Origin of the sequence: Kitasatospora sp. Root107, assembly GCF_001424875.1 — a bacterium.
Classification (GTDB): Bacteria; Actinomycetota; Actinomycetes; order Streptomycetales; family Streptomycetaceae; genus Kitasatospora.
This window is the reverse complement of the sequence record NZ_LMCT01000001.1, coordinates 370,335-388,215: the sequence shown is the minus strand read 5'-3', so window position 1 is coordinate 388,215 and position 17,881 is coordinate 370,335. Positions and strand designations below refer to the sequence as shown.

Genomic DNA, 17,881 nt, shown 5'->3' with positions numbered 1-17,881 from the left:
TTTCCGCCCGGCTGTCCACACCGCCTGGGCGCAGCCTTACGGGGGAGAGTTCCATCAACACCACCATGCGCCGCACGGTCCGGGGGGCCGTCGCCGCGACCGCCTGCACCGTTGTCCTTGCCACCGGCCTGGCCGCCTGTGGCACCGTCAAGCAGCTGACCGCCGCCGAGAAGGTCTCCGACGCCTTCGGCAACATCACGGACAGCAAGACCTTCAAGGCCGAGCTCTCCTTCGGGGCGACGGCCGACGAGATCCTCGCGTTCGACAAGCTCGCCAGCGACAAGGGCGAGCAGATGGACCGCAAGACCGCCGAGCTGATGGCCGAGCTGAAGATCTCGCTCGCGGTCAGCGCGGACAAGCCGCTCAAGGACCTCGACTCCTTCAAGAACGCCCAGTCCGGCGCCGACCCGCTCAACTCGCTCGGCCAGGACCCCGGCTACGACGTCGCGTACGCGCTGTCCGGCAAGAGCGGCAAGAGCTACGCCGAGCTGCGCCTGGTCGACGGCAACATCTACGTGAAGGCCGATGTCGACGGCATCGCCCAGCTGGCCGGCGAGGACGCCGGTGAGCTCAAGGACGCGGGCGCGATGTTCCCGAAGGTGATCCAGGACGCCCTCGCCGGCAAGTGGATCTCCATCGAGGGCAAGACCCTCAAGGAGTTCGCCGAGCAGGCGACCAAGGCGGCCGGCAGCAAGTCCGGCGGCGCCTCGGCCGCTCCCTCGGTCGACCCGAAGGTCGCCTCCGGCCTGGTGAACACCGTCAAGGACGTCCTCTCCCGCAACGTCACCTTCGAGGACAAGGGCAAGCAGGACGGCGCCGAGCACATCTACGTCGCCGCTCCGGCCAAGGCCCTCGCGGACGACCTGCTGAAGAGCATCAAGCCGGTGCTCAAGGACATCCCGGGGATGGAGAAGCTGCCCGGCGCCGCCCCGACCGACATCCCGGACAAGAAGATCGGCCTGGACGTCTTCATCAAGGACGGCTCGGTCTCCGCGATCTCCTTCGACCTGGCCCAGATCGACCCCAAGCTGCCGGCCGAGGCGCACCTGCCGGTCAAGGTGACCTTCAGCAAGGACGCCGGGGAGGCCCCGAAGGCGCCGGACGGCGCCACCAAGTTCGCGATGTCCGACTTCGAGGAGATCGTCACCTCGATGATGGGCTCGGCCGGCAGCAAGGCCAAGGCCGGCGGCAAGACCGCCGCGGCCCCGCTGACGGCGGCTCAGATCAAGGAGCTGACGGCCACGGGCATCACCGAGGCGCAGGTCAAGCTGATGAACCAGAGCGGCATGACCTTCGAGCAGATCAAGAAGCTGCTCGGCGCCACCAGCTGACACCCCGTACGTGACGAAGGCCCCGCCGGTTCTCCGGCGGGGCCTTCGTCATGTGCTCAGCCCTCGGTGCGGGCCACGCCGATCGGGCAGCTGGCGCCGGTGCCGCCGAGGCCGCAGTAGCCGTTCGGGTTCTTGGCGTCGGACAGGTACTGCTGGTGGTAGGGCTCGGCCGGGTAGAACGGGCCGGCCGGGCCGGTCTCGGTGGTGATCGGGCCGAGGCCGATCGCGGTCAGCGCGGGCTGGAAGGCCTCCCGCGAGGCGGCCAGGGTGGCCGCCTGCTCCGGGGTGTGGGTGTACGCGGCGGAGCGGTACTGGGTGCCCTGGTCGTTGCCCTGGCGGAAGCCCTGGGTCGGGTCGTGCGCCTCCCAGAAGGTCTTCAGCAGCGTCTCGTACGAGACCAGCGCCGGGTCGTAGACCACCCGGACCGCCTCGGTGTGCCCGGTCAGACCGCTGCACACCTCCTCGTACGTCGGGTTCGGGGTGTGCCCGCCCTGGTAGCCGACCAGGGTGGTCCACACGCCGTCCAGCTCCCAGAACTTCCGCTCCGCGCCCCAGAAGCAGCCCATCGCGAAGTCGGCCCTCTCAAGACCGGCGGGGTAGGGGCCGGTCAGCGGGGTGCCGAGCACGGTGTGCGGCTCGGTCAGTGCGAACTGCGGGGCCGCCCGGCCGGGCAGGGCCTGCTCGGCGGTGACCAGCTCGCTCTTGTGACGGTTGAACAGCACGGCTGCTCCCAGTGATCGGGGGACGGTGCCCTGTTCAACACCCGGCGGCCGCCCCGGATTCCGCCGGGCGGCCGCCGGGCGGCGGTCAGCGGGAGAGGGCGACCACGGTCCTGGCCCGGAGCTCGACGAACTCGTCCGGGTCGCCCAGGAACGGGGCGGGGATCACCGGGCCGAGCGCCTGGAACTGGGTCAGCGCCTCGGCGTGCCGGCCCTGGCCGGCCAGGAAGCGGACGGCCCGGCCGCGGGCGGCGGGCAGCTCGGGGTGGTCCGGCCGGGCGGCCGCGATGTCGGCCAGCACGGCGTCCACGGCGGCCCGCAGCGCGGGGGACGTCCGGGTCTCGGCGTCGTCGAACTGCTCGCCGTAGGCGTCCAGCTTGAGGGTGCTGAACAGGCTGCCGGCCGGGGCGGCGGCGATCGCCTCGTCCACGAAGGCGTGCATCAGCTCGTTGCTGCCGTGCCACTTGCGGCACCAGTACTGCATCGCCTGCCAGTGCGCGTCCCGGTTCAGCGGGGCCCGCTTGACCGCCTTGGCCCAGAACATCTCGAAGTGGTCGTTCGACCAGTTGTCACCCCGGGCCAGCGCGAGCTGGGCCAGGTACGGGCTCGGGTCGGCGGCCGGGGCCAGCCGGACCGCCTCGGCGGCGGCCTCGGTGGCCTGCTGGAGCTTCTGCCGGAACCCGGCCCACATCTCGTCGGTGACGGTGTTGGAGTAGCCGGAGCCCCGGATCGCCCAGCCCGCGTGCACCAGGGCCACCACGTGCAGCGAAGCGGCGTCGGAGTTGTCCGGCTGCTCCATCCGCCAGGTGTTCAGCCAACTGTCGTCGTTGCAGGCCGGGTTGACGAAGAGTTCGGTCCGCTCCCAGCGCTCGTCCCAGTCGGTGCCCGCCGCGTCGATGTACGCGGCGGCCTCCCGCCAGCTGCCGTCCCGGACGGCGGACAGTGCGATCCGGGCGTCGTCGTCGACCGTGGTGCGGCCGAGCACCAGCCCCTGGTTGGGCACCAGCCCGAACTGGGAGGCGCGGGCCGGGTCGGACAGCACCTCGGCGTGGCTCACGGCGGCGGCCCGCTTGGCCTTCAGCGATTTGAACAGCGTGAACAGCAGCGCGCCGACGGCGATGGTGAGGAACAGCATGAAGGTGACTCCGGTGGTTCAGTGAGCGGCCGGGGTGAGCCCGGCGTTGGTGAGCAGGGTGCGCAGCGGGGTGGTGTCCGGGGCGTCCGCGACGGCGGCGTCCAGGGCGGCGGTGAAGGTGTCGTCCCAGCCGTCCGGCAGGTGTAGGACGGCGGTGGTGGACCAGGAGAACTCCCAGTGCGCCAGGCCCGATTCGGCCAGCGCCAGCACGGTGAGCCCGGCCAGGCTGGCCCGGAAGACCGGGCGGGCGATCTCGCGGGCGGACCGGCCGGTCGCGGCCGTGGCCTGCTCGCTGCGGGGCAGCCGGCCGGCCAGCTCCCAGGTGCGGCCGGCGTCGATCGCGTCCAGCAGCGCCTCGACCGTGCCGGGCAGCCTGGCGGAGATGAGCGCGGTCAGGATCGGCTGGCTGTCCTCGCGGCAGTCGGCCAGGCAGACGGTCTGCACCAGCTCCGGCCACTCGACCCGGCGCTTGGTCGCCGCCTCGGGCACCAGCGAGACCGACTCCAGCTCGGCCAGCGTCCGTTCGGCCTCGCGCAGCAGCCCGAGCGCGGAGCCGGAACCCTCGGCGGCCCGGCCGTCGTCGGGCAGCGCCTCGATCGCGGCGACCCGCTGGGAGATCGGCGGGTGCGAGTCGTACGGGTCGGCCTCGTCCTGGTCCGCCTCCAGCGCCAGCTCGGCCAGCTCCTGCCGGCGCTTCGGGTCGGCGAGCAGCTCGGCCAGACCGCCGTACACCTGACCCGGCATCGGCAGCAGTCCGGCGGACCAGCCGATGGTGGCGTACCGGTTGAGGTAGAAGTCCTCGGCGGCGGCCAGCAGCGGCAGCCGGCGCAGCGCGGCGGCGGTGGCGTCCCGTCCGGCGATCGCGGCGGCGGACCGGTCGGCGGCGTACTCCTGACGGCGGCTCACCGACTCGGAGACCCGGAAGTACAGCTTGGCGTACTGGGTGAAGAGCTTGGCCAGTGCCCGGTCGACGCCGCCGCCGGCCTTCTGGTCGGAGACCTTCTTGCCCTTGGCCAGCCGCTTCGCGGCCTTCGCCCTGAGCTCGGCCTCCTGCTGGGCCTGGTGGCCGTCGGCGCGGGCGTGCAGGCCGTGGATGGTGTGCAGGATCGCGGTCCGCCCGGCCACCGTGACCCCGGCCAGCCGGACGTCGCGGTTGCTGTAGTGGCCGAACTCGTGGGCCAGCACCGAGTCCAGCTCGGCCTCGGTCAGGCCGATCAGCAGCGGCGCGCCGATCACCAGGTGCCGCTTGCCGGGGATCAGCCCGAGCAGCTTGGTCTCCTCCCGGACACCCGCGTTCACCTCGGGGACCAACCGGATCTCGGCCGGGCCGCGGACGCCGGTCCGCTCGGCGATCCGGTCCACCCTGGCCCACAGCTCCGGCTGCTGATCCCGGGTCACCGGCAGACCGTACGCCTCGCCCTGCTCGCGCGGCCTGCGGGTCAGGAAGACCACCCGGAGTACGGGGTAGGCGACGGCCAGGCTGAGCAGGATCAGCTTGCCGATCGCCGGGTTCAGCCGCCCGGTCTCCACCACCAGGGCGACATCGGCGCCCAGTACGCCGAGGACCAGGCCGGCCGCGAGCAGGTAGAAACCGACCAGCATGGCGACCGCGAGTGCGGCCCGCCCCGCGGTGCTCATTCCGGTGGGTCGCGCGGGCGTGCCCATGCGGTCCTCCCTCTGACGTTCCGTCCGCAGCCTGAACATGTGTGCGGAAAGTGCAGATCGTAGCCGCCCGGCAGGTCGCACTTGACGGGTGGTCGGCAACGCGGGCGCTCTGCCCGCCCTCGGCCCGGTTCGCCCACTAGGCTCGGGACCATGACCGAGCACCAGCTTCCCCAGGGCTTCGAGACTCTCGCCATCCACGCGGGTCAGGAAGCAGACCCCCAGACCGGGGCCGTCGTCACGCCGATCTACCAGGTGTCCACCTACAAGCAGGACGGCGTCGGCGGCCTCCGGAACGGCTACGAGTACAGCCGTTCCGCCAACCCCACCCGGACCGCCCTCGAGGAGTGCCTCGCCGCGATCGAGGGCGGCGCCCGCGGCCTCGCCTTCGCCTCCGGCCTGGCCGCCGAGGACACCCTGCTGCGCACCGTGCTGAAGCCGGGCGACCACATCGTCATCCCGAACGACGCCTACGGCGGCACCTTCCGGCTGTTCGCCAAGGTGCTCACCCGCTGGGGCGTCGAGTTCTCCGTCGCGGACACCCAGAACCTGGCCGCCGTCCGGGACGCGCTGCGCCCCAGCACGCGTGCGGTCTGGGTGGAGACCCCCTCCAACCCGCTGCTCGGCATCTCCGACATCGCCGGTCTTGCCGAGGTGGCCCACCAGGCCGGTGCGCTGCTGGTGGTGGACAACACCTTCGCCAGCCCGTACCTGCAGCAGCCGATCTCGTTCGGCGCCGATGTGGTGGTGCACTCGACCACCAAGTACATGGGCGGCCACTCCGACGTGGTCGGCGGCGCCCTGGTGGCGGCCGAGGCGGGTCTCGGCGAGGAGCTGGCGTACCACCAGAACGCGATGGGCGCGGTGGCCGGGCCGTTCGACTCCTGGCTGGTGCTGCGCGGCATCAAGACCCTCGGGGTCCGGATGGACCGGCACAGCTCCAACGCCGGGAAGGTCGCCGAGCTGCTCTCCGGGCACCCCAAGGTCAGCCAGGTGATCTACCCCGGTCTGGAGTCGCACCCCGGGCACGACATCGCCGCCAAGCAGATGAAGGCCTTCGGCGGGATGGTCTCGTTCCGGGTCAACGGCGGCGAGCAGGCCGCGGTGGACGTCTGCAACCGGGCCGAGCTGTTCACCCTCGGCGAGTCGCTGGGCGGCGTCGAGTCGCTGATCGAGCACCCGGGGCGGATGACGCACGCCTCGGTGGCGGGCTCGGCGCTGGAGGTGCCGGCCGACCTGGTCCGGGTCTCGGTCGGCATCGAGTCGATCGACGACCTGCTCGCGGACCTCACCCGCGCCCTGGGCTGACGCCCGCACCTTAGGCAGGGGCTCAGCCGGTTACGGTCCAGGGGCTCGGGGAACTGCGAGGAGATCTGGCGTTCGGGTCACTGCGAAAGTGCCTGACCACCCACGCAACGGTGACCTTTTCCGAGGTCGGCGTCGCAGTTCCCCGAGCCCCTGATGGCTGATGCCCGGAGCGCAGCAGAGCCCTGGCTTCCGATCCGTCCGAGGGACACATGCACAACTGGCCGATCACCCTGGACGACGTCCGCGGTGCACACAAGATGCTCGCCGGGGTCGCCCGGGTTACCCCGATGGAGAGCAGCCGGTATCTGGCGGGGCTGATCGGTGCGCCCGTGCACCTCAAGTGCGAGAACCTGCAGCGCACCGGTTCGTTCAAGCTGCGCGGCGCGTACGTCCGGATCGCCGGGCTTTCGCCGGTGGAGCGGGCCGGTGGTGTGGTGGCGGCGAGTGCGGGCAACCACGCGCAGGGGGTGGCACTGGCCGCTTCGCTGCTGGGGGTGCGGTCCACCGTCTTCATGCCGCTGGCGGCCCCGCTGCCCAAGGTGGCCGCGACCCGGGACTACGGCGCCGAGGTCCGGCTGCACGGCAGCACCGTGGACGAGGCCCTGCAGGCGGCCCAGCACTACGCGGACGCGACCGGTGCGGTGTTCATCCACCCGTTCGACCACTGGGACATCATCACCGGTCAGGCCACCGTCGGCCTGGAGATCTTGGAGCAGTGCCCGGAGGTCCGCACCATCCTGGTCGGGGTGGGCGGCGGCGGGCTGCTGGCCGGGATCGCGGCGGCGGTCAAGCCGCTCCGCCCCGACGTCCAGGTGATCGGGGTGCAGGCCGCCAACGCGGCCGCGTACCCGCCCTCGCTGGCGGCGGGCCGGCCGGTCTCGTTGGAGCGCTTCGCGACCATGGCGGACGGGATCATGGTCGGCCGTCCGGGTGACATCCCGTTCGAGGTGGTGAACACCCTGGCCGACGGCGTCAGGACGGTCTCGGAGGAGGGCCTGTCCCGAGCCCTGCTGCTCAGCCTGGAGCGGCTCAAGCTGGTGGTCGAACCGGCCGGGGCGAGCCCGCTGGCCGCGCTGCTGGAGCATCCGGAGAGCTTCCGGGGCCCGGTGGTGGCGGTGCTCTCGGGCGGCAACATCGACCCGCAGCTGATGCAACGGGTGCTGCGGCACGGCCTGGTGGCCGCGGGCCGCTACCTGTCGATCCGGGTCCGGCTGGCCGACAGGCCGGGCGCGCTGGCCGATCTGCTGGCGGTGCTCACCCGGGCGGACGCCAACGTGCTGGACATCGCGCACGTCCGGATCGACCCCCGGCTCGGCCTGACCGAGGTCGAGGTGGATCTGCACCTGGAGACCAAGGGCCCCGAGCACTGCGCCGTGGTGATGGGCGATCTCCGGGACGCGGGCTACGTGGTCACCCAGTAGCGCCCGAAGACTCCAGCAGCCGGAAAACCAGGGGCGGTTGTCAGTCCCAGCTGAGAGGGTGTCAGCGCGGATCGGCTCCGCGCTGTCCTTGCTGCGCCATGAGCCCGATCCTTGACGCGATATATCGCGAGCTGTCATTCTCGCGATGCATCGCGTTTCTCCGATGTCCCTCCCCGGCATGGAATCCGGTCCGACCGGGTATTGCCACCGGGTCAGAGTGGACATATCAGTCATATCGTCAGAGGAGATGAGGCAGGCTCATGGCGCCAGCCATCCAAGCCGAGAACCTGGTCAAGACCTTCGGTGACGTACGTGCCCTCGACGGCGTCAGCCTCGACGTTCCGGAGGGCACGGTACTCGGACTGCTCGGCCCGAACGGCGCCGGCAAGACCACCACGGTCCGCGTTCTCACCACCCTGCTCCGCCCCGACTCCGGCCACGCCGTGGTCGCCGGGGTGGACGTGCTCAAGCACCCGAACAAGGTGCGCAGCCTGATCGGCCTCTCCGGCCAGTACGCCGCCGTGGACGAGTACCTGACGGGCCGTGAGAACCTGCAGATGGTCGGCGAGCTCTACCAGATGAGCGTGCGGGACGCGAAGGCCCGCGCCCGCGAGCTGCTGGAGTGGTTCAACCTCGACGAGGCCGCCGACCGCACCGCCAAGACCTACTCCGGCGGTATGCGCCGCCGGCTCGACCTGGCGGCCGCGCTGGTGGTCCGGCCCCCGGTGATGTTCCTGGACGAGCCGACCACGGGTCTGGACCCGCGCAACCGGCTCGCGCTCTGGGAGGTCATCGAGACCCTGGTCGAGCAGGGCACCACCCTGCTGCTGACCACCCAGTACCTGGAGGAGGCGGACCGCCTCGCCCACGACATCGCGGTGGTCGACCACGGCAAGGTGATCGCCCGCGGCACCGCCGACGAGCTCAAGGCCCAGATCGGTGGCGAGCGGGTCGAGGTGGTGGTGCACGAGCGGGACGACGTGACCGAGGCGCTGGCCGCGCTGGCCCCGTACGCCAAGGGCGACCCGACGCTGGAGAAGAACACCCGCAGGATCACCATCCCGGTCAGCGGTGGCGCCAAGGTGCTCGCCGACGTGATCCGCGAGCTGGACTCGCGCTCGATCGTGATCGACGACATCGGCCTGCGCCGCCCGACCCTGGACGACGTGTTCCTCTCGCTGACCGGCCACGCCACGGCCGCGGAGGTCGAGGAAGAGGACGAGTCGCAGCCCGCCAAGGGCCGCAAGGGCCATGGGAAGGACGCCTGATGACCACTGCCACCGAACACGCGATCGGCGGCGCCGTCCCCCAGCAGCGGCACGGCATTCCCGCGATGCTGCACGACTCCTGGGTGATCGCCAAGCGCAATTTGCGTCGGATGACTCGGATTCCCGAAATTGTCGTTTTTGGTCTGATGCAGCCGGTTATGTTCGTGCTGCTGTTCTCGTACGTGATGGGCGGGGCGATCCAGATCCCCGGCACCAGCGCGAGTGCCAGCACGTACACCCAGTTCCTGATGGCGGGCATCTTCGCCCAGACCGTCACCTTCGCGGTGGCCGGCGCCTCGGCCGGTATCGCGGAGGACATGACCAAGGGGCTGGTGGACCGGTTCCGCTCGCTCCCGATGACCCGCTCAGCAGTGCTGGTCGGCCGCACGCTGGCCGACCTGGTGCAGACCGCCTTCACCCTGGTGGTCCTGATGATCGTCGCGGTGCTGGTCGGCTGGCGGATCCACGAGGGCTTCCTGAAGGCGCTCGCCGCGTTCGGGCTGCTGCTCCTGCTGGGCTACGCCTTCTCCTGGATCGGCGCGCTGATCGGTCTGTCGGTGCGCAGTCCGGAGGCGGCCACCTCGGCCGGTCTGATCTGGCTGTTCCCGCTGACCTTCATCTCGAACGCCTTCGTGCCGGTCAGCTCGATGCCGGGCTGGCTGCAGCCGATCGCCTACTGGAACCCGTTCAGCGCGACGGTGCAGGCCTGCCGCGACCTGTTCGGCAACCAGGTCGGCCCGGTGACGGGCGGCTGGCCGATGGAGAACGCGATCCTGCTGTCGGTCATCTGGTCCGTGGTGATCACAGCGGGGTTCTCCTGGCTCTCGGTCCGGAAGTACCGCTCCGCGGTCGGCTGAACCCGGGTACGCCGAACGGCGGCCGTCCCCCTGCACGGGGACGGCCGCCGTTCGCGTGTCGGTCGGGCTCAGGCGTGCGGCGTGGCCGCGATCACCTTGACCATCGCCTTCTTGCCGTTCGGCAGCTCGTAGTGCGCCTCGTCGCCGATCTTCTTGCCGTCGATGGCCGAGCCGAGCGGGGACTGCGGGGAGTACACCTCCACCTCGGACGCGCCCGCCATCTCGCGGGAGCCGAGCAGGAAGACCATGGTGTCGTCCTCGTCGCCGTCGAAGGCGATCGTCACGACCATGCCGGGGGCCACCACGCCGGAGTCCGCCGGGGCCTCGCCGACCTTGGCCCGCTCCAGCAGCTGGGTGAGCTGACGGATCCGCAGCTCGCCCTTGCCCTGGTCGTCACGGGCCGCGTGGTAGCCGGCGTTCTCCTTGAGGTCGCCTTCCTCACGGGCCGCCTCGATCTTCTTGACGATCTCGGCGCGCCACGGGCCGGTCATGTAGTCCAGCTCGGCCTTGAGCTGGTCATAGCCGGACTGAGTGAGCCAGGTCACGTTCTCGCTGGTCTGGGTCACAGGTGCTCCTCGTAGGTGCTGGGCTGCGCTGAGGGTTGGTGTCAGCCGGGAACGGTCGTACTACAAAGCAACGCCCGCTCTCGTGCCATCCGGCCGGAGAGGGGCGAAACCACGAGCCTAACAATTTCCGGACCGGAGCGGGAGGGGCCACGAGCGGCTCCGACCCGGCGATTCCCGGTACGGATGCCCGGTCGGGGCGTCGAATATGCGCCCGAACGGATTACTTGCCGGGGACACAACCGAGCAGCTCGGCGGCGGTGGCCCGGGCCGTGGTGCGCAGCGTGACCACCTCGTCGTAGCGGGTGCCGGCGGCCGGGATCGGGAAGTCGTGCAGCCCCACCACGCCACCGTCCTCGGACTGCGCGCGGACGGTGCAGACCCCCGCCGTGCCGTCCTCCTTGAGCACCGAGAGCTGCACCTGGATCTCCGCGGCGGAGACCACCTGGAAGCCCGGCAGCAGACCGTTCATGACCGAGCCCTTGGAGACGTAGCTGACACCCAGCCAGCCGACCAGCGCCAGGCCGAGCGCACCGCAGACCAGGCCGGTGATCCGCAGCCGACGGTCCGCCTCGCGGTCACCGAGCTTGCCGTAGCGGGCGGGGGCGATGGTCGTACGTCCGGAGTCCATGGGCGGCTCAGTCCTTTCGACGAGGGGCCGAGGGTCCACCGGGGGAATGGATCGGCCCTCCGGTCAGTCACTATAGGAGGGCAGCATCCGCGCCGGACGCGGCGGGGGACCGGCCCGACGAACCGGATGATTCCCGGAAGGAAACCAGGCGTTGACTGAGCAGTTGCGACTGATGGCGGTACACGCGCACCCGGACGACGAGTCCAGCAAGGGCGCCGCCACCATGGCCATGTACGTCTCACAGGGGGTGGACGTGCTGGTCGCCACCTGCACCGGCGGTGAGCGTGGCTCGATTCTCAACCCCAAGCTCCAGGGCGACCCGTGGGTCGAGGAGAACATCCACGAGGTGCGGCGGAAGGAAATGGACGCCGCCCGCGAGATCCTCGGCGTCAAGCAGGCCTGGCTCGGCTTCGTCGACTCCGGCCTGCCGGAGGGCGACCCGCTGCCGCCGCTGCCCGAGGGCTGCTTCGCGCTGCAGGAGGTGGCCGACGCGGCCGCCCCGCTGGTGAAGCTGATCCGGGAGTTCCGGCCGCACGTGATCACCACGTACGACGAGAACGGCGGCTACCCGCACCCCGACCACATCATGACCCACAAGATCACCATGGCCGCCTTCGATGCCGCCGGTGACCCGGACGCCTACCCCGAGGCCGGCGCGCCCTGGCAGCCGTCCAAGGTCTACTACAACCACGGCTTCCCGATGGGCCGGATCCGGGCGATGCACGGCTACCTGGTGGAGAACGGCCTCGAGTCGCCGTACGGCGAGTGGATCGAGGGGTGGGAGAAGAGCGGCCGCGAGGAGCGCGAGATCACCACCCGGGTGGTCTGCGACGACTGGTTCGAGACCCGGGACCGCGCGCTGATCGCGCACGCCACCCAGATCGACCCGGACGGACCGTGGTTCCGGATCCCGCTGGAGGTCCAGAAGAAGGTCTGGCCGACCGAGGACTACGAGCTGGTCCGCTCGCAGGTGGACACCGACCTCCCCGAGGACGACCTGTTCGCCGGCCTGCGCGCCCGGGTCACCACCGCCTGACACCCCGACACGCACCCACCCCGGTGACCCGGTCCGTGTAGGGCCGGGTCACCATGGGAGACATGAGCACCCCGATGCACCTCACCACCCTCGCCGCCGAGACCTTCGACAAGGCCAAGGTGACGCCCGGCCTGCTGGGCTTCGTGGTCTTCGCCGCCCTCGGCGTGGCCACCTGGTTCCTGGTCAAGTCGATGAACAAGCAGTTCGGCCGGGTGACCTTCGTCGAGGAGCCCGAGCAGCCCAAGGACTGACGTCCGTCACAGGGCGCCAAGGTCGATCTCGACGGCGAACGGCGCGGCAGCCCTGACCATGCCGGTGAACACCTCGCCATCCCGGTAGGCCCGGCTCGCCGGGTCGAGGACGTACGTGTAGACGAGCGGTACGCCAGTGGCAGCCTGCTCGATCCGCCAGTAGAAGGCGATCCCGGCCTTCGCGTACTGGTCGACCTTGACGATCCGGTCGGTGGTCTCCGAGCCCGGTGAGACGACCTCGACCACCAGCAGCACGTGCTCCGGCCGGGTGGGCGCGATGTCGATGCTGTCCGCCCGGTAGACCACCACGTCCGGGCGGCGGTTGGTCAGCGGGACGTCCTGCAACCGGACGTCGAAGTCCGTGTCGGCGTTCCACTCCGGACCTGCGGCGGCCTCCAGAGCGTTCGCGAGCAGTCGGGCCAACCGGTTGTGCCGCTTGGACGCGCTCGGGCTCACGACGACCATCCCGTCCACGATCTCGATCCCCGCGCACTGCTCCGCCGACCAGGAGTCGTACTGGTCCGCGGTGATCTGACGGTGCATCCAGGCCGGAGCGATCATCTCGGCGGTCATGACCAACCTCCCCTGAGCCTGCTCGACGGGCTCGGCGCCGCTGAAATCTCAGCGTACTGCCCCGGGCCTGACCCCGTGGCGGCGTGCTGATGCGCAAGGATGGGGGTATGCCGAACCGTCTCGCGGACGCGACCTCGCCGTACCTGCAGCAGCATGCCGACAACCCGGTGGACTGGTGGCCCTGGGGGCCGGAGGCCTTCGAGGAGGCCGGGCGGCGCGGGGTGCCGGTGCTGCTGTCGGTCGGGTACGCGGCCTGTCACTGGTGTCATGTGATGGCCCATGAGTCCTTCGAGGACGAGGCGATCGCCCAGTACGCCAACGAGCACTTCGTCGCCGTCAAGGTGGACCGCGAGGAGCGGCCCGACGTGGACGCGGTGTACATGGAGGCGGTGCAGGCGGCCACCGGGCAGGGTGGGTGGCCGATGACGGTCTTCCTGACGCCCGAGAAGGACCCGTTCTACTTCGGGACGTACTTCCCGCCCGCCCCCCGGCACGGCATGCCCGGCTTCCGGCAGGTGCTGGAGGGGGTCAGCGCCGCCTGGCGGGACCGCCGGGACGAGGTCGGCGAGGTGGCCGAGCGGATCAGGGCCGACCTGGCCGAGCGGGCCTCGGTGTACGGGGTCGGCAGCGGGGTCCACCAGGTGCCCGGCGCCGAGGAGTTGGCCAAGGCGGCGGCCGAGCTCGGCCGGAGTTACGACGACAAGCGCGGCGGCTTCGGCGGCGCGCCCAAGTTCCCGCCGTCGATGGCGGTGGAGTTCCTGCTCAGGCACCACGCGAGCACCGGCTCGGCCGAGGCGCTGGAGATGGCCAGGCACACCTGCGAGGCGATGGCCAGGGGCGGGATCTACGACCAGCTCGGCGGTGGCTTCGCCCGGTACGCGGTGGACGCCGACTGGGTGGTGCCGCACTTCGAGAAGATGCTCTACGACAACGCCCTGCTGCTCCGGGTCTACCTGCACCTGTGGCGGGCCACCGGCGACGAGCTGCCGCGCCGGATCGCGCTGGAGACCGCCGACTTCCTGCTCGCCGAACTCCGCACCCCCGAAGGCGGGTTCGCCTCCGCGCTGGACGCGGACAGCCTGGACGCGGCCACCGGCAAGTCCGCCGAGGGCGTGTACTACGCCTGGACCCCGGAGCAGCTGGGCGAGGTGCTGGGCGCCGAGGACGGTGCGCTGGCCACCGTGCTGTTCGAGGTCACCGGCACCTTCGAGCACGGCTCCTCGGTGCTCCAGCTGCTCTCCGACCCGGTGGATGACGTGGCCTACCAGCGGATCAGGGACCGGCTGCTGACGGCACGGGGGACACGGCCCGCCCCCGCCAGGGACGACAAGGTGGTGGCGGCCTGGAACGGTCTGGCGATCGCCGCGCTGGCCGAGACCGGCGCGCTGCTGGAGCGGCCGGACCTGGTGGAGGCCGCCGTCCGGGCCGCCGACCTGCTGCTCGCCGTCCACCTGACCGAGGACGGCCGCCTGCTGCGCACCTCCCGGGACGGCCGGGCCGGGGCCAACGCCGGTGTGCTGGAGGACTACGCGGACACCGCCGAGGGCTTCCTCGCGCTGTACGCGGTGACCGGCGACGCGGAGTGGCTCGGGCTGGCCGGCGGGCTACTCGACACTGTGCTGGGTCACTTTGTCGACACTGCGTCAGGTGCCCTGTACGACACGGCGGACGACGCCGAGGAGCTGATCCGCCGCCCGCAGGACCCGACCGACAACGCCACCCCCTCGGGCTGGACCGCCGCCGCGCAGGCCCTGCTCACGTACGCCGCCTACACCGGCTCCGAGCGCCACCGGACCGCCGCCGAGCGGGCGTTGGGGATCGTCGGCGCACTGGGCAGCCGGGCGCCCCGGTTCATCGGCTGGGGTCTGGCCGCCGCCGAGGCGCTGGCCGCCGGGCCGCGCGAGGTCGCCGTGATCGGCCGGGCCGAGGTCGCCGAGACCGCGCTGCTGCACCGGACCGCCCTGCTCGGCACCGCACCGGGCGCCGTGGTCGCGGTCGGCGAACCGGGCTCGACCGAGGTACCGCTGCTGGCGGACCGGCCGCTGCTGGACGGCCAATCGGCCGCGTACGTCTGCCACCACTTCAGCTGCGACGCCCCGACGGCGGACCCGGCGGAGCTGGCCGCGAAGCTGGGCGTACGGGTCGGAAATCTTGGTGCATGAGCGTCCGGTGCTCGGACACAATGCCCCATGACCTGGACTCTCAGCTCCTCCCCGGACGACTTCCGCGCACAGGCCGGTGACTTCCTGGCCGCCCACCCGGCCGAGAACACCGTGCTGCTCACCCTGCTGCACAACCTCACCGAAGGCGGCCCGCACGTCTACGGCCCGGCGGATCCGCAGTTCGGCTGGTGGCGGCCCGGGCCGGACGCCCCGGTGGTCGGCGCCTTCGCGCGGACGCCGCCGTACCCGCTCCGGCTCAGCCTGATGCCGGAGCGGGCGGCCGCCGAGCTGGCCGATGTGCTGGCCGGGGTGGAGGTGCCCGCGGTGGGCGGCGGGGTGGTCCCGGCGACCGCCTTCGCGGCGGCGCGGCCGCAGGAGTCCACCGTCACCTCCAACGAACGGCTGTACCGGCTGGGTGAGTTGGTCGATCCCTCGCCACTGCCCGCCGGGACGGTCCGGCTGGCCACGGCGGCCGACGTGGAGCTGCTGGTGGAGTGGTTCGGCGCCTTCGTCGCCGAAGCGGAGCTGGCCATCCCCAACGAGAACCACCGGCCCACGGTCGAACGGCGGACCGCCGGCGGGCACCTGCACATCTGGGAGCACCAGGGCACCCCGGTCTCGTTCGCCGCCGTCAGCCCGGTGATCGCCGGGATGTCGCGGATCGGCCCGGTGTACACGCCGCCGGAGCACCGGGGGCGGGGGTACGCGAGCGGGGTGGTCGCGGCGGGGTCGGCGCACGCGCTCGCGGCCGGGGCCGAAGAGGTGCTGCTCTACACGGACCTGGCCAATCCGACCAGCAACTCGATCTACCAGAAGCTCGGATACCGGGCGGTGGAGGACTGCGTCAACCTGAGTTTCGAGGGCTGACCCGAGTGGGGGGCCGCGGGGCGGGCACCACTAGGATCCGGGGCCATGACGAGACGTGGCCTGGCGCTGGCCTTCGCGATACCCCTCTCCGTGCTGCCGGGTGCCGGTGTGGCGCACGCGGAGGTCTGCACGTCGATGGCCACCGGTACCTACCGGACCGACGGCGTGTACGGCCAGATCCCCCAGGTGCGGATGGGCGGCTCGCGGACGGTCGACAACGTGCTGACCCTGGACGCCCCGGACCAGGGATCGGCCGTGTTCCAGCTGCAGATCGTCTCCGCGGACCAGCAGACCCCCGGACCGGCGCCGTCCGCCCGGCTGAGTGTGGACGGCGGCCCGGCGCACGGCTTCTCGTTCACCTGGCAGCCGCCCCGGATGGCCGGGACCATGGGCAGCTGGGTCTCCAACCAGGTCCAGTTCGGCGGCCTGTCGCGGGGTCGGCACGTGCTGCACGAGACCCTGTCGATGCCCGTCGGCAGCCCGAACGGGGTGTACGAGCTCGGTGCGATGGTGGCCCTCGGGCCGTGCTCCATGATCACCGTCAGCAAGCTGGGCGGGGTGAGCTTCTCCTTCACCGGCGGCAGCCCGGCCCAGGCGGCCATCCCGGCCCCCGGCGGCACGACCCGGAAGCCGACCCCCCAGGTCACGCCGACCGCCAAGCCGGCGTCGAGTTCGCAGGCGACGGCGAGCCCGACCCCGGTGCCGAGCCCGACCACTGAGGCACCGTCACCCACGCCGACGCCGACGCCGAGCGCGACCCCGGTGCCGAGCCCCACACCGACGGTCACGCCGAGCCCGAGCCCGAGCCCGAGCCCGGTCACCCTGGCGGTCACCCCCGCCGGCCACAGCGGTTCCGGGCTGCCGTGGGCACTGGGCGCCCTGGTCGCGGTGGCCGGGCTCGGCGCGGGCGGGCTGTTCGTGGTTCGGCGCCGACGCGACGCGGCGGCGGGCGGTCCGCAGGACGGCTTTTAGTCCCAGTCCCAGCGGATGCCCAGCAGGCACGGGGTCAGGGCACTCGCCACCAGGTGCACGCAGTGGTGCCCGTCCAGGGTCAACTCCTCGGTCTCGTACGGGTCCTCGCCCGGGGTCCGGGAGGCGAAGCGGTGGCAGCGCACGGGCAGTGCGTCGGGATGAAAGGTGACCTGGAGGACGTACTGCCCGGCACCGGAGTTGAAGCCGCGGATGTACTCGCAGCTCGGCCCGGCGGCGGGCGCGTCGTCGAAGCCGTAGCCGAGCAGATGGGTGTCGCCGGTGCGCAACCGGCGGTCCAACAGCAGTTCGGCGACCAGCATTTCGGCACCGGGGTCGCGGCGGATCCGGCCGGGGCGGCAGTTCTCCTCGGCCCGGACCGCGACCCGGGCGATGTCGCAGCCGGGGTCGCCCTGATAGAGCGCCAGATAGCGGTCGATGCCGTCGCGGTGGGCCCGCAGGGCGTGTTGGGAGTCGCGGCGGACCATCTGCCGGTCGGCGCCGATCCGGACCCGTTCGATGTGCGTGACGGTGTGCAGGCCGGTGTCGGGCGGGCCCGCGATGGTGGCGAGCAGACCGTCCACCGCGGCGGCGGGGGCGATCAGGTCGCGGTAGGGGCGGGTGGCCGGTGAGGCCGGTCCGGTGGGGGCCTGGCGGGGGCCGAGCAGCCGGGTGAGGGAGTGTTCGGGGAGCTCCAGTACCTCCTCCAACACCCGTACCGCGCGCAGGGATTCAGCCCGTTCGGGGCGTCTTCGGCCCTGCTGCCAGTAGCTCAGACTGGTGACGCCGACCTGGACGCCGCGTTGGGCGAGGTGCTGCCGGAGCCGGTTCAGGGCGAGTCCGCGCGCGCTGATGGCGGCGCGCAGCGCGAGGTGGAAGGGCCCGGTACGGAGTACCGCCGCCAGCTCGGGCTGGACGGTCTGCTGCATGGCCGGCTCCCGTCTGCCTGTTTGACCGTGAATATTCACACGGACGCGGCGAGTTGTCACCAGTCAGGACGGATTCCCGGCCCCCGAACGGGAGTTCCGTTCACACCGCACGCGGGCCCGTTCACACCCGGCCTGGGCGGCCGACCAGGTCCGTTGACCGGGACACGGCACGGGCCGATGCTCTGTCCACCGCGTCCGG

General features: G+C 71.6%; 17 protein-coding genes. 10 read left to right on the top strand and 7 right to left on the bottom strand.

All coding sequences use genetic code 11. From position 1 onward, the window contains the following. Positions 1-65 precede the first annotated feature (65 nt). A complete protein-coding gene (locus ASC99_RS01705; RefSeq protein WP_057227323.1) occupies positions 66-1,331 on the top strand; it encodes a hypothetical protein in 1,266 nt (421 codons plus the stop codon). Between the two features lie 56 nt (positions 1,332-1,387). Here ASC99_RS01705 and msrA read toward each other — a convergent pair whose 3' ends face one another. The 3 genes from msrA to ASC99_RS41645 all read right to left on the bottom strand — a co-directional run bounded on the left by msrA (position 1,388) and on the right by ASC99_RS41645 (position 4,850). Next, the gene (gene msrA / locus ASC99_RS01700; protein WP_057227321.1) at positions 1,388-2,053 is read right to left on the bottom strand and encodes a peptide-methionine (S)-S-oxide reductase MsrA; all 666 of its coding nucleotides are present in this window, start codon (positions 2,051-2,053) and stop codon (positions 1,388-1,390) included. An 85-nt stretch (positions 2,054-2,138) separates the two neighbouring features. Next, the gene (locus tag ASC99_RS01695) at positions 2,139-3,185 is read right to left on the bottom strand and encodes a DUF4034 domain-containing protein (protein ID WP_057227319.1); all 1,047 of its coding nucleotides are present in this window, start codon (positions 3,183-3,185) and stop codon (positions 2,139-2,141) included. 18 nt (positions 3,186-3,203) lie between these two features. Beyond that, positions 3,204-4,850, bottom strand: coding sequence for a M48 family metalloprotease (locus ASC99_RS41645; RefSeq protein WP_157531326.1), 1,647 nt, complete (start codon positions 4,848-4,850; stop codon positions 3,204-3,206). Positions 4,851-5,000: 150 nt separating this feature from the next. Here ASC99_RS41645 and ASC99_RS01685 point away from each other — a divergent pair, with 150 nt between their 5' ends. The 4 genes from ASC99_RS01685 to ASC99_RS01670 all read left to right on the top strand — a co-directional run bounded on the left by ASC99_RS01685 (position 5,001) and on the right by ASC99_RS01670 (position 9,701). Continuing rightward, a complete protein-coding gene (locus ASC99_RS01685) occupies positions 5,001-6,155 on the top strand; it encodes a cystathionine gamma-synthase (RefSeq protein WP_057227315.1) in 1,155 nt (384 codons plus the stop codon). Positions 6,156-6,364: 209 nt separating this feature from the next. Continuing rightward, complete coding sequence (gene ilvA / locus ASC99_RS01680; protein WP_082597999.1) at positions 6,365-7,576, top strand: threonine ammonia-lyase; 1,212 nt, start codon at positions 6,365-6,367, stop codon at positions 7,574-7,576. A 260-nt stretch (positions 7,577-7,836) separates the two neighbouring features. Beyond that, positions 7,837-8,844 carry an ATP-binding cassette domain-containing protein gene (locus tag ASC99_RS01675; RefSeq protein ID WP_057227312.1) on the top strand — a complete coding sequence of 336 codons (1,008 nt, stop codon included), beginning with the start codon at positions 7,837-7,839 and terminating at the stop codon, positions 8,842-8,844. Continuing rightward, positions 8,844-9,701, top strand: a complete 858-nt coding sequence (locus ASC99_RS01670; protein WP_057227311.1) for an ABC transporter permease — start codon at positions 8,844-8,846, stop codon at positions 9,699-9,701. Before ASC99_RS01675 ends, ASC99_RS01670 begins: the two co-directional genes overlap by 1 nt. Before the next feature lie 68 nt (positions 9,702-9,769). Here the strand turns inward: ASC99_RS01670 and greA are convergent, their stop codons facing one another. After that, a complete protein-coding gene (gene greA, locus ASC99_RS01665; RefSeq protein WP_057227308.1) occupies positions 9,770-10,267 on the bottom strand; it encodes a transcription elongation factor GreA in 498 nt (165 codons plus the stop codon). A gap of 220 nt (positions 10,268-10,487) precedes the next feature. Continuing rightward, the gene (locus tag ASC99_RS01660) at positions 10,488-10,895 is read right to left on the bottom strand and encodes a DUF4307 domain-containing protein (RefSeq protein WP_057227306.1); all 408 of its coding nucleotides are present in this window, start codon (positions 10,893-10,895) and stop codon (positions 10,488-10,490) included. A gap of 151 nt (positions 10,896-11,046) precedes the next feature. Here ASC99_RS01660 and mca point away from each other — a divergent pair, with 151 nt between their 5' ends. Continuing rightward, positions 11,047-11,931: a mycothiol conjugate amidase Mca gene (gene mca / locus ASC99_RS01655; protein WP_057227304.1), complete on the top strand. Its 885-nt coding sequence runs from the start codon at positions 11,047-11,049 to the stop codon at positions 11,929-11,931. Positions 11,932-11,993: 62 nt separating this feature from the next. Further along, positions 11,994-12,182 (top strand): hypothetical protein, encoded by a 189-nt coding sequence (locus tag ASC99_RS01650; RefSeq protein WP_369824279.1) that lies wholly within the window; start codon positions 11,994-11,996, stop codon positions 12,180-12,182. 6 nt (positions 12,183-12,188) lie between these two features. Here the strand turns inward: ASC99_RS01650 and ASC99_RS01645 are convergent, their stop codons facing one another. Next, positions 12,189-12,755 carry a Uma2 family endonuclease gene (locus tag ASC99_RS01645; RefSeq protein ID WP_057227301.1) on the bottom strand — a complete coding sequence of 189 codons (567 nt, stop codon included), beginning with the start codon at positions 12,753-12,755 and terminating at the stop codon, positions 12,189-12,191. Between the two features lie 107 nt (positions 12,756-12,862). Here ASC99_RS01645 and ASC99_RS01640 point away from each other — a divergent pair, with 107 nt between their 5' ends. The 3 genes from ASC99_RS01640 to ASC99_RS38225 are packed head-to-tail and all read left to right on the top strand — an operon-like array spanning position 12,863 to position 16,756. Then, positions 12,863-14,917 (top strand): thioredoxin domain-containing protein, encoded by a 2,055-nt coding sequence (locus ASC99_RS01640; protein WP_057227299.1) that lies wholly within the window; start codon positions 12,863-12,865, stop codon positions 14,915-14,917. Between the two features lie 27 nt (positions 14,918-14,944). Further along, positions 14,945-15,784: a GNAT family N-acetyltransferase gene (locus tag ASC99_RS01635; RefSeq protein WP_057227296.1), complete on the top strand. Its 840-nt coding sequence runs from the start codon at positions 14,945-14,947 to the stop codon at positions 15,782-15,784. 45 nt (positions 15,785-15,829) lie between these two features. Continuing rightward, entirely contained in the window at positions 15,830-16,756 is a 927-nt protein-coding gene (locus tag ASC99_RS38225; protein WP_057227294.1) for a hypothetical protein, read from the top strand. Here ASC99_RS38225 and ASC99_RS01625 read toward each other — a convergent pair. Next, positions 16,753-17,682 (bottom strand): hypothetical protein, encoded by a 930-nt coding sequence (locus ASC99_RS01625; RefSeq protein ID WP_057227292.1) that lies wholly within the window; start codon positions 17,680-17,682, stop codon positions 16,753-16,755. The two genes, ASC99_RS38225 and ASC99_RS01625, sit on opposite strands and share 4 nt — an antisense overlap. Positions 17,683-17,881 lie beyond the last annotated feature (199 nt).

Excerpts from the sequence above, each read along its gene's own strand:
- ASC99_RS01660 (WP_057227306.1), bottom strand. The coding sequence starts at position 10,895 with ATGGACTCCGGACGTACGACCATCGCCCCCGCCCGCTACGGCAAGCTC.
- ASC99_RS01685 (WP_057227315.1), top strand. The coding sequence starts at position 5,001 with ATGACCGAGCACCAGCTTCCCCAGGGCTTCGAGACTCTCGCCATCCAC.
- ASC99_RS38225 (WP_057227294.1), top strand. The coding sequence starts at position 15,830 with ATGACGAGACGTGGCCTGGCGCTGGCCTTCGCGATACCCCTCTCCGTG.
- ASC99_RS01625 (WP_057227292.1), bottom strand. The coding sequence starts at position 17,682 with ATGCAGCAGACCGTCCAGCCCGAGCTGGCGGCGGTACTCCGTACCGGG.
- ASC99_RS01645 (WP_057227301.1), bottom strand. The coding sequence starts at position 12,755 with ATGACCGCCGAGATGATCGCTCCGGCCTGGATGCACCGTCAGATCACC.
- ASC99_RS41645 (WP_157531326.1), bottom strand. The coding sequence starts at position 4,850 with ATGGGCACGCCCGCGCGACCCACCGGAATGAGCACCGCGGGGCGGGCC.
- ASC99_RS01675 (WP_057227312.1), top strand. The coding sequence starts at position 7,837 with ATGGCGCCAGCCATCCAAGCCGAGAACCTGGTCAAGACCTTCGGTGAC.
- ilvA (WP_082597999.1), top strand. The coding sequence starts at position 6,365 with ATGCACAACTGGCCGATCACCCTGGACGACGTCCGCGGTGCACACAAG.
- ASC99_RS01640 (WP_057227299.1), top strand. The coding sequence starts at position 12,863 with ATGCCGAACCGTCTCGCGGACGCGACCTCGCCGTACCTGCAGCAGCAT.
- ASC99_RS01705 (WP_057227323.1), top strand. The coding sequence starts at position 66 with ATGCGCCGCACGGTCCGGGGGGCCGTCGCCGCGACCGCCTGCACCGTT.
- ASC99_RS01635 (WP_057227296.1), top strand. The coding sequence starts at position 14,945 with ATGACCTGGACTCTCAGCTCCTCCCCGGACGACTTCCGCGCACAGGCC.
- ASC99_RS01695 (WP_057227319.1), bottom strand. The coding sequence starts at position 3,185 with ATGCTGTTCCTCACCATCGCCGTCGGCGCGCTGCTGTTCACGCTGTTC.
- ASC99_RS01650 (WP_369824279.1), top strand. The coding sequence starts at position 11,994 with ATGAGCACCCCGATGCACCTCACCACCCTCGCCGCCGAGACCTTCGAC.
- ASC99_RS01670 (WP_057227311.1), top strand. The coding sequence starts at position 8,844 with ATGACCACTGCCACCGAACACGCGATCGGCGGCGCCGTCCCCCAGCAG.